Genomic DNA, 13397 nt, shown 5'->3' with positions numbered 1-13397 from the left:
AGGGGACCCGGCCGCGCCGGGTCCCCTTCTTCGTGACTTCTGCTCTCAGGCGTCGATGGACTCGCGCGAGAGCTGGTCGGCGGAATCGATGATGAACTCCCGCCGCGGGGCGACCTCGTTGCCCATGAGCAGTTCGAAGACGCGGCCCGCCGCCTCGGCGTCCTCCATCCGGACGCGGCGGAGCAGACGACCGGAGCGGTCCATCGTCGTGTTCGCGAGCTGCTCGGCGTCCATCTCGCCGAGACCCTTGTAGCGCTGGATCGGCTCGTGCCAGCGCTTGCCGGCCTTGCGGAGCTTCGCGAGCAGCGCGTGCAGCTCCTGCTCGCTGTAGGTGTAGATCGTCTCGTTCGGCTTGGATCCCGGGTTGATGACGATGATCCGATGCAGCGGCGGCACGGCGGCGAACACCCGTCCGTGCTCGATGAGGGGCCGCATGTAGCGGAAGAACAACGTGAGCAGGAGGGTGCGGATGTGCGCGCCGTCGACGTCGGCGTCGCTCATGAGGATGATCTTCCCGTAGCGCGCGGCGTCGATGTCGAAGGTCCTCCCGGAGCCGGCCCCGATCACCTGGATGATCGACGCGCACTCGGCGTTGGACAGCATGTCGCCGACCGACGCCTTCTGCACGTTGAGGATCTTCCCGCGGATCGGCAGCAGCGCCTGGAACTCGCTGTTGCGCGCGTTCTTCGCCGTGCCGAGGGCCGAGTCTCCCTCGACGATGAAGAGCTCGCTGCGCTCCACGTCGTTCGTCCGACAGTCGACGAGCTTGGTCGGCAGGGTCGAGGACTCGAGCGCGTTCTTCCGGCGCTGCGTCTCCTTGTGGGCGCGTGCCGACACGCGGGCCTTCATCTCGGAGACGATCTTGTCGAGCAGCTGCGTGGCCTGGCTCTTGTCGTCGCGTTTGGTGGAGGTGAACCGCTGCTGGAGGTCCTTCCGCATCACCTGGGCCACGATCTGGCGCACGGCGGGCGTGCCGAGCACCTCCTTCGTCTGCCCCTCGAACTGCGGCTCCGGCACGTTGACCGTGAGGACCGCGGTGAGGCCGGCGAGGACGTCGTCCTTCTCGAGCTTGTCGTTGCCGACCTTGAGTCGGCGGGCGTTCTGCTCGACCTGGCTGCGGAGCACCTTCAACAGCTCCTGCTCGAAGCCCTGCTGATGCGTGCCGCCCTTCGGGGTGGAGATGATGTTCACGAAGGAGCGGATGCGGGTGTCGTAGCCGGTGCCCCAGCGCAGGGCGATGTCGACGGCGCAGACGCGCTCGACCTCGGTCGCCACCATGTGCCCGTCCGGCTGCAGGACCGGGACGGTCTCGGTGAACGTGCCCTCCCCCTGGATGCGCCAGGTGTCGGTCACCGGCGGGTCGACCGCGAGGTAGTCCACGAACTCGGAGATGCCGCCTTCGTAGAGGTACGAGGTCTCCACGGGGCCGGTCGGCGCACCGTCCTCCCCCACCCCGGCGCTCGCGGCGCGCTCGTCGCGCACCACGATCTCGAGCCCGGGGACCAGGAAGGCCGTCTGACGCGCCCGCGTCTCGAGCTCGGCGAGCTGGAACGCGGCGTCCTTGGTGAAGATCTGGCGGTCGGCCCAGTACCGCACCCGGGTGCCGGTGACGCCACGCGGCGCCTTGCCGACGACGCGCAGCTCGCTGTTCTCCTCGAACGGGGTGAACGGCGCATCGGGCCGCTTCTCCCCCGAGTCCTGGAAGATGCCGGGCTCACCGCGGTGGAAGGACATCGCGTAGGTCTTGCCGCCGCGGTCGACCTCGACGTCGAGGCGCTCGGAGAGGGCGTTCACGACCGAGGCGCCGACGCCGTGCAGGCCGCCTGATGCCGCATAGGAGCCACCGCCGAACTTCCCTCCGGCGTGCAGCTTCGTGTAGACGACCTCGACCCCGGTCAGACCGGTTCGCGGCTCGACGTCGACGGGGATGCCGCGACCGCGGTCGTGCACCTCGACGCTGCCGTCGTCGTGGAGGATGACGTCGATGCGCGAGCCGTTGCCGGCCACCGCCTCGTCGACGGAGTTGTCGATGATCTCCCAGAGGCAGTGCATGAGCCCGGGCGAACCGTTCGAGCCGATGTACATGCCGGGGCGCTTGCGGACCGCTTCGAGTCCTTCGAGCACCTGGAGATGATGGGCGGAGTACTCGGCATTCACAATCTCCGAGTCTATTCGCGGGACGGAGCCGCCCCTCGCAGACACTCCCCGGGTCGCCGCGTTCGCGGGTGCGCGCGTACGCGCTGAGCGAAACACGCCGTCGACCGGGCATGCCCCCAGGTGCAGCGTGGTTGTATTGAGCACGACCAACAAGGACGCCGACACCCGAGGAGGCCCCGAGATGAATGCAACGACCGAACGTGAGACCTCCGCTGTCGAGTACCGCCTGACCGCGATGGACCGCTGCGACTCGTGTGGAGCGCAGGCCTACATCGCCGCCGAGGTCAACGGTTCCGAGCTGCTCTTCTGCGCCCACCACGGCCGCAAGTACGAAGAGAAGCTGCGCAGCGTGGCCACGAGCTGGCACGACGAGACCGCTCGTCTCATCGAGACGGTCTGATCAGCGCCTGAGCCGGCCGAACCGGTTCAGTCCACGACCCTCCGCCGAATCCGCGGACCGAGGCGGGTGAGGATCTCCTCGCCCACCGTATCGATCCGCTCGGCGAGGGTCGTTGCTGTCTCCTCCCCCTGTGCGCCGGGGCCGAAGATCGTCACCTCGTCGCCGACCGCCATCCCCGGCCAGCCTTCGACCGTCATCGTGGCGACATCTATGGTCGAGACCGCACGCGAGCCGACGGGGGTGCCCACCGTCATCCCGGCCAGCGTGGAGGGGACGCCGTCCAGACTCCCGACGGCGACGATCGCGCTCTCGCCCTCCACCCGCACGACCGGCGCGACGAGACGCGCCGCGGGACGGACCCCGTCGAGGTCCGGACCGTCCGCCGAGCGGATGCCGTAGCAGAACGCGCCGATCCGCGACACGGTCCCGCGCAGCTCGGGTCGCCACCAGGACGCGGCCGAGGCCGTAAGGTGTACAGACGCCGGCTGCGGCCCGGTCAGGCCGACCTGCCGGACGGCGTCGAGGAACACGGCCTGCGCCTCGTCGTCCTCGGCATCGCTCGCCTCGGCGATGTGGCTCCAGACGCCGACGAGGGCGAGTGCGCCGGAGCGCTCGGCCTCTCGGGCTTCGGCGACCGCGGCCGCCCAGTCCTCCGGGCGCACGCCGTTGCGGTGCAGCCCGGTGTCGATCTTGAGGTGGATCCGTGCGCGCACGCCGAGGACCTCCGCCCGCGCGGCGATGCGCCGGAGATACTCGACCGTGCCGACGCCGAGCTCGATGTCCTGCAGGAGCGCCTCGTCGATCTCCTCATCGGTCGAGGTCGCCCAGGCGAACACCGTCACCTCTCCGCCCGCGATGCGCCGGACCTCGACGCCTCCGCGCACGTCATAGCTGCCGAACGAGGTCACCCCGGCCTCGAGGGCCGTCTCGACCGCCCAGCGGAGCCCGTGGCCGTAGGCGTCGTCCTTGAGGACCAGCATCAGCGTGGAGTCGCCGAGGCGGTCACGGACCGCCGCGATGTTCGCGCGGAAGACGGCACTGTCGAGACGCAGTTCGGGGCGCATCGGGCCTCCCATCATGCCTCCCATCCGCGCACGGCGTGCGCTCCCGGGACCGCGACGAGCTCGGCCGGGGTCATCCGAGTGAGCTCCGCCCAGCGCGCGATGGCGCCGGAGGCGGGTCCGGTCCCTCCGAAATAGGTCACCGCGTCGCCCACCTCCGCGAGAGCGCCCTGGAGGTCGATGACGCAGACGTCCATCGCGACACGCCCGACGATAGGGTGCAGTGCGCCGTCGATCTCCACGTCCGCGTGGTTGCCCAGGGCCCGGACGACGCCCTGAGCGTAGCCGCCCGTCACGAGCGCGACCGTGGTGTCCGCCGCCGCCCGGAAGGTGTAGCCGTACGAGACGGCCTCTCCCGCCCGCAGGCGCTTGGTGGACATGACACGGCCAACCAGACGCATGACCGGAGGCGTCGTCGGGAGGCCCTCCGCGGATGGCAGCCCATAGAGGAGACGGGGATCGAGGTCCGGCTCTCCAGTGGTCGTGGCGGTGATGCCTTCGAGACGGAGCGCCTCGACCTCTCCGGGAGAGTCCACGATGACCTCCTCCGCTCCCGCCGCGGTCACCGCCTGGGCGACGGCGAGCAGACCGTGACCCCACGCATCGCGCCGGAGGTCGGCCCGGCGACCCCCCGCCCGGATCGCCGCGGACGCGCCGGCAGCGAGGGCCGAACGCGAGATCATCGCCTGCGGAAGCGCACTCGAACTCGTCTCACACACGTGCTCCAGCCTAGCTTCCGCGCTCCCAGGAGCCTGGGGGCTCCCCGCGTAGACTGGGACGTCGATCCCTAGACCCGGAGCTTCATGTCTCGTCTTTCTCTCGCGCCCCGCATCCGCTACCTCCTCGGCCGTGCCCGCCGCATCGACGTCGGTTCCGTCTTCGAACGTGCCAAGGAGGCCTCGGCCCAGCATCACCGGCCCGTGCCCACGATCGTCGCCGACATGCTCTGGTCGGCGGCCCGTCACAACGTCGGCTTCCAGGACTACATCGACTACGACTTCGCGATGCTGAACCGCGCCGAGCGCGAGACGTACATGACGCACCCCGTGTCCAACCAGCTCTCGCAGAAGTACGACCACCCCGACTTCCGCTGGATCTTCCAGGACAAGATCGAGTTCAACCGCAAGTTCTCCGCGCACCTGCACCGCGAGTGGATGGTGGTCGAGGAGGGGAACGCCGACGAGGTCCGCGCCCTCACGGAGCGCCTCGGCACGATCGTCACGAAGGAGCCGGTCGGTCAGGCCGGCACCGGTGTGCACCGGTATCACGCGGCCGACATCACGGACTGGACCGAGTTCCACCGCGGCCTCCTCGATCGCGGCGAACTGCTGATCGAAGAGGTCATCCGCCAGCACGACGACCTGGCGGCCGTGTGCCCCGGGACCGTGAACACCACGCGCATCACCGCGTTCTTCGACGGCGAGAAGGCGCACATCCTCGCGATGGCCCAGAAGTTCGGCCGCGGCGCGGTGAGCGATCAGATGACCTTCGGCGGCTTCTACACGATGCTCGACGAGAACGGGCACGCGGTGGGCGCCGGCTACGACTCGCACGGCCACGTCCACGAGACGCACCCCGACTCCGGGTTCCGCATCGCCGACTTCCAGCTGCCGTACATCGACGAGGTGCGCGCGTTCATCGATCAGGTTGCCCGCGTCGTGCCGCAGGTGCAGTACGTCGGCTGGGACGTCGTCGTGACCCCGGACGGCCCCGTGCTCGTCGAGGGCAACTGGGGCGCAGGCGTGTACGAGAACAAGCCCAGCGTCACCGGGATCCGGACCGGGCACAAGCCGCGCTACCGCGAGGTCATCGGCTTCTGACCCTGTCGAAGCGTCGACCCGGCCCCTTACGCGCAAACCGGCCCCTTGCGTTCGCACGCAAGGGGCCGGTTCGTTCGTAAAGGGGTGGGTCGACCTGCTCAGACCGCGCGGACGATGCCGAGCGGGGTGGACTCGAGGCCCTGGCCGAGCGGGTTGTCACCCAGGATCTTCACCAGCCGCAGCTCCCCCGCCTTGTCCAGCGTGGAGCCGAGGATGTTGCCGCCGAGATCGTTGATGTCGACCACGGCCACCTCGGCCTGGCCGCCGATCAGCGTCTTCAGGTGCGCCGCTACCCGGTCCGGGTCCTTCGGCCCGAGCACCACAGCCTCGTTGTACGGAGGGATGGTGTGCTTCGTCGGGCCGTCGATCGCGCGCGCCTTGTCCCCCGCGATGCGGTAGAAGTCTCCCTTGCGCCCGAAGGCCTTGGTGACCGCCGAGACGGCCGCCGCGAAGAGGATGCGCGGCGTACCGCACTCGCGCAGCGCCATCTCCATCGTCTCCGGCATGCCGAGACCGATGCCGTACGGCGTGCGGGTGACGTACTTCGACAGGAAGAGCGCGAGCTTGCGCGGCTTGATCTCGTCGAGGCGGTAGGACCGCCCCTGCGTGATCGCGACGATCTTCTCGGTCACGAAGAGGAGGTCGCCCGGTTGGACGGCATCCTTGGCGTACTCCGTGATGATGGCGTCGAGATCGTCGTCCGGCATCACGACACGGGTGCGCAGCGGAATCCGCGCGTAGCTCTTTCCGTCGACGCTCGTCTCGAGCGCCTTGCCCTCGTTCGCCTGCATCACTCGAGGTAGTCCCGCAGCGACTGCGAGCGGCTCGGGTGGCGCAGCTTGGCCATCGTCTTGGACTCGATCTGGCGGATGCGCTCACGCGTCACCCCGAACGTGTCACCGATCTGGTCGAGCGTCTTCGGCTGACCGTCGCCCAGGCCGAAGCGCATTCGGATCACGCCGGCCTCGCGCTCCGAGAGCGAGTCGAGGAGCTGCTCGAGCTGACGCTGCAGCATCGTGAAGCCCACGGCATCGGCGGGGACCACGGCCTCGGTGTCCTCGATGAGGTCACCGAACTCGCTGTCGCCGTCTTCGCCGAGCGGCGTGTGCAGGGAGATCGGCTCGCGACCGTACTTCTGCACCTCCACGACCTTCTCCGGAGTCATGTCGAGCTCGCGGCTCAGCTCTTCCGGAGTGGGTTCGCGACCGAGGTCCTGCAGCATCTGGCGCTGCACGCGGGCGAGCTTGTTGATGACTTCGACCATGTGCACCGGGATGCGGATCGTGCGGGCCTGGTCGGCCATGGCGCGGGTGATGGCCTGACGGATCCACCAGGTGGCGTAGGTCGAGAACTTGAAGCCCTTGGTGTAGTCGAACTTCTCGACCGCGCGGATGAGACCGAGGTTGCCCTCCTGGATCAGATCCAGGAACTGCATGCCGCGACCGGTGTAGCGCTTGGCGAGGGAGACGACGAGACGGAGGTTCGCGCCGAGGAGGTGGCTCTTCGCGCGCTGACCGTCACGGGCGACCCACTGCAGGTCGAGTCCGAGCTGGCTCGTCTTCTCGGCGGGAGACATCGCGGAGAGCTTCTCCTCCGCGAACAGACCCGCCTCGATGCGCATCGCGAGCTCGACCTCTTCGGCCGCGTTCAGCAGCGCGACCTTTCCGATCTGCTTCAGGTAGTCCTTGACCGGGTCGGCGGTCGCGCCGGTGATCTGGGTCGAGTAGACCGGGACCTCTTCGTCGTCCTTGGAGGAGATGACGATCGCACCGGTCGGCAGCGGCTCGGTGAAGGCCGGCTTCGCGTCGTCCTCCTCCTCGTCGCCCGCGGCGTCTTCGGAGCCCTCGGCCGCAGCGGCGTCGTCTTCCTCGACGACGTCGTCCGACTTCTTCTTCTTCGCGGGGGCGCGCTTGGCCGCGGCGCGCTTGGGCGCGGGAGCCGCTTCGGTCGCTTCGACGTCCTCGACCTCGGGATCCGCGGTGATCTGATCGGCCTTCTTCGTCCGCGTGTTCTTCGTCGTGGCAGGAGTCACGTTTCGCCTTTCACGGGGCCGCTGGGAGACCCCGGGACATTTCGGACACTAGTAAGACCCTTGTCAAGTCCAGCGCTCGAAAACACTGATTGACAACGGGTCGGACTCCTAGTATCGCACACGTATGGCGATGAGGACGCATTCGCGCCCGATCCGCACGGACGGATTCAGCCGCGGCCCGGCTTGTCGTCGTCGCCCGACGGACGGGTGGCGAGGTAGCGCTCGAGCTCGGCCGCGAGCTCATCGGCGCTGGGCAGGTCGCGTTCGCTGAATCCGCCCTCGTCGTACGAGTCGTCCTCGGGGTCACGGCCGGCCATGTAGGCGTCGTAGCGACGTTCCAGGTTGTGCACCATCTGCTGCAGCTCGTCGTTCGCCGCGACCTGCTCGTCGACCCGGGCGATGTAGTCCGCGCGCCGCTCCTGCACGGCGTCCAGCATGAGCACGAGACCGGTCGACGCCATGAGCTTCTCCGCCGCCGCGCTGACCGCCTCGGGGTTCTCGGTCTCGGCGAGGTAGTGCGGCACGAGGAGGACGAAGCCGACGACGCGTTCCCCGCGCTCCGCGAACCGGTACTCGAGCAGGTGACCGGCAGTGGCGGGCACCTGCGTGCGCGGACGCCACACGGAGTGCGACACGACGAGGTCGCGCCGGTTCCCGCTCACCGTTGTCCCGATGGGACGCGTGTGCGGCACGGGCATGGCGATGGAGTGCACCCAGTGCAGTCCCGACGCCTCGAACTCCGCTGCGAGGTCCAGCACCGTCTCCGCGAAGGCGTTCCAGGCGAAGTCGGGCTCGTAGCCCGTGAGGAGGAGGAACGGACGACCGAGCGCGTCCGTGGCGAGGGAGAGCTCGAGTCGGGGCGGGCGGAACTCGGCGAGGTGGTCCTGGTCGAACGAGATCACGGGGCGACGCGCGCGGTAGTCGAGGAGCACGTCGTTGTCGAAGATCGCGAGCGGCTGCGGCGACGTCGTCTCCCTCAGGTGATCGATGAGCCCCGACACCGCACTGCCCGCGTCGGTGAATCCGGTGAGCAGCATCACGAGAGGCAGGCCGTGGGGCACCGTGGGAGCGTTCGCGACGCGTTCGTGGATCTCTCCGGAGAAGGGCATGTCTCCATGCTACGAGCCGCACCCGGACCCGGGCTCTGACCTGTCTCGCTGAGAGCGAACACACCCCGCCGGGCGGGCCGACGACCCCGGGGCGGAGATCCTAGGATGGAGACCATGACGCTTCCCGTGCTCTCGCACACCACCGATCAGTTCCCCGGAAGCGCTGCCGATGCCGCAGTGCTCGTCGTCCCCGATCTCTCCGAGTCGGCCGAGCCCCTGGCGGCTCACCCCGGTCTCGCCGACGTCCTCGCGGGCATCGGCTTCACCGGCGCCGCCGGAGCGTTCGCGCGGGTCTACGCCCCCGAGGTGACGACGCTCCCCTTCGCGGTCGTCGGCGTCGGCTCCACCATCGACGACGCGTCCGTGCGCAGCGCTGCCGGAACGGCTCTCCGCTCCTTCACCGGCTTCGACACCGTCTCGCTCGGCCTCGCCTCCGGACTCGAGGCGCACGCGGCCGCGGCGGCGGAAGGCGCCGTCCTCGGCGGCTACCGCTTCGACGACTATCGCGCCGAGAACGGCAGGAAGAAGCGGGCGACGGCGGTCGTCGTCCACGCCCCGCTCGACGACGCGACGATCGCCCGTGCCCACGCGACGGGCGAGGCCGTCGCCCTCATCAAGGACCTCGTGAACGTGCCCGCCGAGTGGCAGAGCCCTGCGCAGCTCGCGCAGAGCGCCGCCGACAGCGTCGCCGACCTCGACGTCACCGTGCAGATCCTCGACGAGACCGCTCTCGCGGAACAGGGCTTCGGCGGCATCCTCGGCGTCGGCCAGGGCTCCGACCGGCCGCCGCGTCTCGTCCGCCTCGACTACGCGCCGGCGGACGCGCAGCGCCACATCGCCCTCGTCGGCAAGGGCATCACCTTCGACACCGGCGGCCTGTCGCTGAAGCCCGCGGCCTCGATGGTCGGCATGAAGTTCGACATGGCCGGTGCCGCGACCTCCCTCGCCGCCCTCCGCGCCATCGCCGCCCTCCGCCTCCCCGTGCACGTGACCGCCTGGCTCTGCATCACCGACAACATGCCGTCCGGCCGCGCCCTCCGCCCCGGCGACGTCATCCGCATCCTCGACGGCACCACCGTCGAGGTGCTGAACACCGACGCGGAAGGGCGCCTCGTCCTCGCCGACGGTCTGGTCGCCGCGAGCCGCGAGAACCCCGACGTCATCATCGACGTCGCGACGCTGACCGGCGCGATCGTCGCGGCCCTCGGCCACCGTCACACCGGCGTCTTCGGCGACGACGAGACGGTCGCGGAGTTCCTCGCCGCCGCCGCGCGCACGGGGGAGCCGGCGTGGCACATGCCTCTGCCCGCCTACATGGAGGAGACGCTCGACTCCCCCATCGCCGACATGATCAACGCCAACATGGGAGATCGGATGGGCGGCGCATCCTTCGCCGGCCTCTTCCTGCGGCGCTTCGTCGGCCGCACCTCGGACGCGGACGACGCGCCGCGCATCCCCTGGGTGCACCTGGACATCGCGGGCTCCGGTGAACACGCCGGCGCCCCCTACGGCTTCACCGAGAAGGGCCCCACGGGGGCGATGGTCCGATCGATCATCGCCTTCGCCGAAGCAGCATCCCACCCGGAGGCATGACACCCATGACAACCCACACCTTCGACATCGTCGTCCTGGGCGGCGGCAGCGGCGGGTACGCCGCGGCACTGCGAGCGAGCGAGCTCGGCAAGTCCGTCGCACTGATCGAGAAGGACAAGGTGGGAGGCACATGCCTCCACCGCGGGTGCATCCCCACGAAGGCGCTGCTGCACGCCGCCGAGGTGGCGGACCACGTGCGTGACGCCTCCTCCGTGGGAGTCACGGCCTCGTTCGGCGGGATCGACGTCGCCGGGGTGCGCGCCTATCGCGAGGGCATCGTCGCCAAGAAGTACAAGGGTCTCGAGGGGCTCGTGAAGGCGCGCGGGATCACGACGGTCACCGGGCTCGGTCGCCTGAACGCGGACCGGAGCGTGAGCGTCGGCGACGACGTCTACGTCGGCACGGACGTGATCCTCGCCACGGGCTCCTACAGCCGCTCGCTGCCGGGGCTCGAGATCGGCGGCCGGATCCTGACCAGCGAGCAGGCCCTCGCCCTGGACGTCATCCCCGAGCGCGTGCTCATCCTGGGCGGCGGCGTGATCGGCGTCGAGTTCGCGAGCGTGTGGCGCTCCTTCGGCGCCGAGGTGACGATCGTGGAGGCCCTGCCCCACCTCGTCCCGAACGAAGACATCGCGATGAGCAAGGGACTCGAGCGCGCGTTCCGCCGCCGCGGCATCCAGTACTCCCTCGGCGTGCGCTTCCAGAGCGCCACGCAGGACGACTCGTCCGTGACCGTCACGCTGGAGGACGGCACGGAGTTCACCGCCGACTACCTCCTCGTCGCCGTCGGCCGCGGCCCCGCCACCGCCGACCTGGGCTTCGAGGAAGCCGGCGTGCCTCTGGACCGCGGGTTCGTGACCGTGGACGGCGACCTCCGCACCGATGTCCCCGGCGTGTGGGCGGTCGGCGACATCGTCCCGGGTCTCCAGCTCGCCCACCGCGGGTTCCAGCAGGGCATCGCGGTCGCCGAGCGCATCGCGGGTCTCTACCCCGTGAACGTGCCCGACGTGCAGATCCCGAAGGTCACCTACTCCAGCCCCGAGGTCGCCTCGGTCGGTCTGACGGAGGAGGCGGCGGTCGCCGCGCACGGTGCCGACGCCGTCCACTCCTACGAGTACAACCTCGCGGGGAACGGGAAGAGCGAGATCATCGGCACGGGTGGCCTCGTCAAGGTCGTCCGCCTCAAGGACGGACCCGTCCTCGGTGTGCACCTCCTCGGCGACCGCGTCGGAGAGCTCATCACGGAGGGGCAGCTCGCGGTCGCGTGGGAAGCCCACCCGGAGGACATTGCGCCGCTCATCCACGCCCACCCGACCCAGAGCGAGGCCCTCGGCGAAGCCTTCCTCGCACTGGCCGGAAAGCCCCTGCACGCCCTCTGAGCACCAACCGGTGCCCGAGTCACTAAGCTAGACAAGCGTCATACAACTTCTGAAGGAGACTCAGTCATGAGCACATCCGTGGTCCTCCCCGCTCTCGGTGAGAGCGTCACAGAGGGTACGGTCACCCGCTGGCTCAAGCAGGTGGGAGACACCGTCCAGGCGGACGAGGGCCTGCTCGAGATCTCGACCGACAAGGTCGACACCGAGATCCCCTCCCCCGTCACCGGCGTGATCGAGGAGATCCTCGTGGCCGAGGACGAGACCGTCGAGGTCGGTGCTCTGCTGGCCCGCATCGGTGACGGCAGCGGCGCGGCCCCTGCCGGCGATGCCCCTGCCGCCGCCGAAGCCGCTCCGGCCGAAGCCGCCGCCCCCGCCGCTCCGGAGCCCGCCGCGGCTCCCGCAGCGGAGCCGCAGGCTCCCGCCGAGTCCGCGCCCGCCGAGTCCGCCCCTGCGGCTCCGTCCGGCGACGCGACCGACATCGTGCTCCCCGAGCTCGGCGAGAGCGTCACCGAGGGCACCGTCACCCGGTGGCTCAAGCAGGTCGGCGACTCGGTCGAGGTCGACGAGGCGCTCCTCGAGATCTCCACCGACAAGGTCGACACCGAGATCCCGTCGCCGGTCGCCGGCGTGCTGCAGGAGATCGTCGCCGGCGAGGACGAGACCGTCGAGGTCGGCGCCGTGCTGGCACGTGTCGGTTCCGGTGCCGCTCCCGCCGCTCAGCCCGAGGCACCTGCCGCTCCGCAGGCCGAGGCTCCCGCCGCGCCGGCCCCGCAGGCCGAGACTCCGGCTGCACAGCCCGAGGCTCCGGCTGCTCCCGCTCCGCAGGCGAAGGCCCCCGCCGCGCCGGCCCAGCCCGCTGCTCCCGCACAGCCCACTGCTCCAGCCCAGCCCGCGCAGACCGAGGCTCCCAAGCTGTCGCTGCCGACCGAGAGCGACAACCTCTACGTGACCCCGCTCGTCCGCCGTCTGGCTGCGCAGCAGGGCGTGGATCTGGCCACGGTCAAGGGCACGGGCGTGGGAGGCCGCATCCGCAAGGAGGACGTCCTCAAGGCGGCCGAGTCCGCCACCGCAGCACCCGCTGCCGCCGCGACCCCCGCTCCGGCTCCGCTCGAGGTGTCGCCGCTGCGCGGGACCACTCAGCCGATGTCGCGCCTGCGCAAGGTCCTCGCCAAGCGCGCGGTCGAGTCGATGCAGCAGACCGCTCAGCTCACCACCGTGGTCGAGGTCGACGTCACCGCTCTCGCCGAGTACCGCGACAGCGTCAAGGCGTCCTTCCTCGAGAAGACGGGCGACAAGCTCTCCTTCCTCCCGTTCTTCGCGCTGGCGGCGGCGGAGGCCCTGCAGGCCTTCCCGATCATCAACGCGACGGTCGACGGCGAGCAGATCGTCTACCCGGCCTCCGAGAACGTCTCGATCGCGGTCGACACCGAGCGCGGTCTGCTCACGCCGGTGCTCCGCGACGCGGCCTCGAAGAACATCGCCGAGATCGCCCATGAGATCGCCGACCTCGCGGCGCGCACGCGCGACAACAAGCTGAAGCCGGACGAGCTCGCCGGCGGCACGTTCACGCTGACCAACACCGGTTCGCGCGGCGCGCTATTCGACACCCCCGTGGTGTTCCTGCCGCAGTCGGCGATCCTCGGCACCGGCACGGTCGTCAAGCGCCCGGGTCTGGTCAAGGTCGGCGGCACCGACGCGATCGCGGTCCGCTCCTACGTGTATCTGGCTCTGTCGTACGACCACCGCATCATCGACGGTGCCGACGCGGCCCGCTTCCTCGGTGCGGTGAAGGCCCGCCTCGAGGCTGCGCAGTTCAGCGGTCAGCTCGGAGCCTGATCCGGCGGCT

Annotated in this window: 11 protein-coding genes; 5 read left to right on the top strand and 6 right to left on the bottom strand. The window is 69.9% G+C overall.

Features of this window, described 5'->3' with window-relative positions:
* Nucleotides 1-45: 45 nt before the first annotated feature.
* Nucleotides 46-2157 (bottom strand): DNA topoisomerase IV subunit B, encoded by a 2112-nt coding sequence (locus tag BV453_RS13620; RefSeq protein WP_025103576.1) that lies wholly within the window; start codon nucleotides 2155-2157, stop codon nucleotides 46-48.
* Nucleotides 2158-2338: 181 nt separating this feature from the next.
* Between BV453_RS13620 and BV453_RS13615 the strand changes: the two genes are divergently transcribed.
* Nucleotides 2339-2557 carry a hypothetical protein gene (locus BV453_RS13615; protein ID WP_025103577.1) on the top strand — a complete coding sequence of 73 codons (219 nt, stop codon included), beginning with the start codon at nucleotides 2339-2341 and terminating at the stop codon, nucleotides 2555-2557.
* A 26-nt stretch (nucleotides 2558-2583) separates the two neighbouring features.
* On the opposite strand, the gene BV453_RS13610 is transcribed toward BV453_RS13615, so the two are convergent.
* Both BV453_RS13610 and BV453_RS13605 read right to left on the bottom strand, forming a co-directional pair.
* A complete protein-coding gene (locus tag BV453_RS13610) occupies nucleotides 2584-3636 on the bottom strand; it encodes an alanine racemase (protein ID WP_249521839.1) in 1053 nt (350 codons plus the stop codon).
* Nucleotides 3633-4337, bottom strand: a complete 705-nt coding sequence (locus BV453_RS13605) for an alanine racemase (RefSeq protein ID WP_238695583.1) — start codon at nucleotides 4335-4337, stop codon at nucleotides 3633-3635. The genes BV453_RS13610 and BV453_RS13605 overlap by 4 nt, the downstream gene beginning before the upstream one ends.
* An 84-nt stretch (nucleotides 4338-4421) precedes the next feature.
* Between BV453_RS13605 and BV453_RS13600 the strand changes: the two genes are divergently transcribed.
* The gene (locus tag BV453_RS13600; protein WP_126893116.1) at nucleotides 4422-5438 is read left to right on the top strand and encodes a sugar-transfer associated ATP-grasp domain-containing protein; all 1017 of its coding nucleotides are present in this window, start codon (nucleotides 4422-4424) and stop codon (nucleotides 5436-5438) included.
* Nucleotides 5439-5536: 98 nt separating this feature from the next.
* On the opposite strand, the gene BV453_RS13595 is transcribed toward BV453_RS13600, so the two are convergent.
* The 3 genes from BV453_RS13595 to BV453_RS13585 all read right to left on the bottom strand — a co-directional run bounded on the left by BV453_RS13595 (nucleotide 5537) and on the right by BV453_RS13585 (nucleotide 8579).
* Entirely contained in the window at nucleotides 5537-6229 is a 693-nt protein-coding gene (locus tag BV453_RS13595) for a coenzyme F420-0:L-glutamate ligase (RefSeq protein WP_249521838.1), read from the bottom strand.
* Complete coding sequence (locus BV453_RS13590) at nucleotides 6229-7422, bottom strand: RNA polymerase sigma factor (RefSeq protein WP_370670652.1); 1194 nt, start codon at nucleotides 7420-7422, stop codon at nucleotides 6229-6231. The genes BV453_RS13595 and BV453_RS13590 overlap by 1 nt, the downstream gene beginning before the upstream one ends.
* A gap of 215 nt (nucleotides 7423-7637) precedes the next feature.
* Nucleotides 7638-8579 (bottom strand): proteasome assembly chaperone family protein, encoded by a 942-nt coding sequence (locus BV453_RS13585; protein ID WP_025103583.1) that lies wholly within the window; start codon nucleotides 8577-8579, stop codon nucleotides 7638-7640.
* A 114-nt stretch (nucleotides 8580-8693) separates the two neighbouring features.
* On the opposite strand from BV453_RS13585, the gene BV453_RS13580 reads away from it, so the two are divergent.
* The 3 genes from BV453_RS13580 (at nucleotide 8694) to sucB (ending at nucleotide 13387) form a co-directional block, all read left to right on the top strand.
* A complete protein-coding gene (locus BV453_RS13580; RefSeq protein WP_249521837.1) occupies nucleotides 8694-10172 on the top strand; it encodes a leucyl aminopeptidase in 1479 nt (492 codons plus the stop codon).
* A gap of 5 nt (nucleotides 10173-10177) precedes the next feature.
* Complete coding sequence (lpdA, locus tag BV453_RS13575; protein WP_249521836.1) at nucleotides 10178-11551, top strand: dihydrolipoyl dehydrogenase; 1374 nt, start codon at nucleotides 10178-10180, stop codon at nucleotides 11549-11551.
* A gap of 66 nt (nucleotides 11552-11617) precedes the next feature.
* Complete coding sequence (sucB, locus tag BV453_RS13570) at nucleotides 11618-13387, top strand: 2-oxoglutarate dehydrogenase, E2 component, dihydrolipoamide succinyltransferase (RefSeq protein WP_249521835.1); 1770 nt, start codon at nucleotides 11618-11620, stop codon at nucleotides 13385-13387.
* Nucleotides 13388-13397: the final 10 nt, after the last annotated feature.

This window comes from Microbacterium sp. ER1, from assembly GCF_023383675.1.
In the GTDB taxonomy this organism is placed as follows: Bacteria; Actinomycetota; Actinomycetes; order Actinomycetales; family Microbacteriaceae; genus Microbacterium.
The sequence above is the reverse complement of the archived record's forward strand: the minus strand, read 5'-3'. Positions and strand labels throughout refer to the sequence as shown.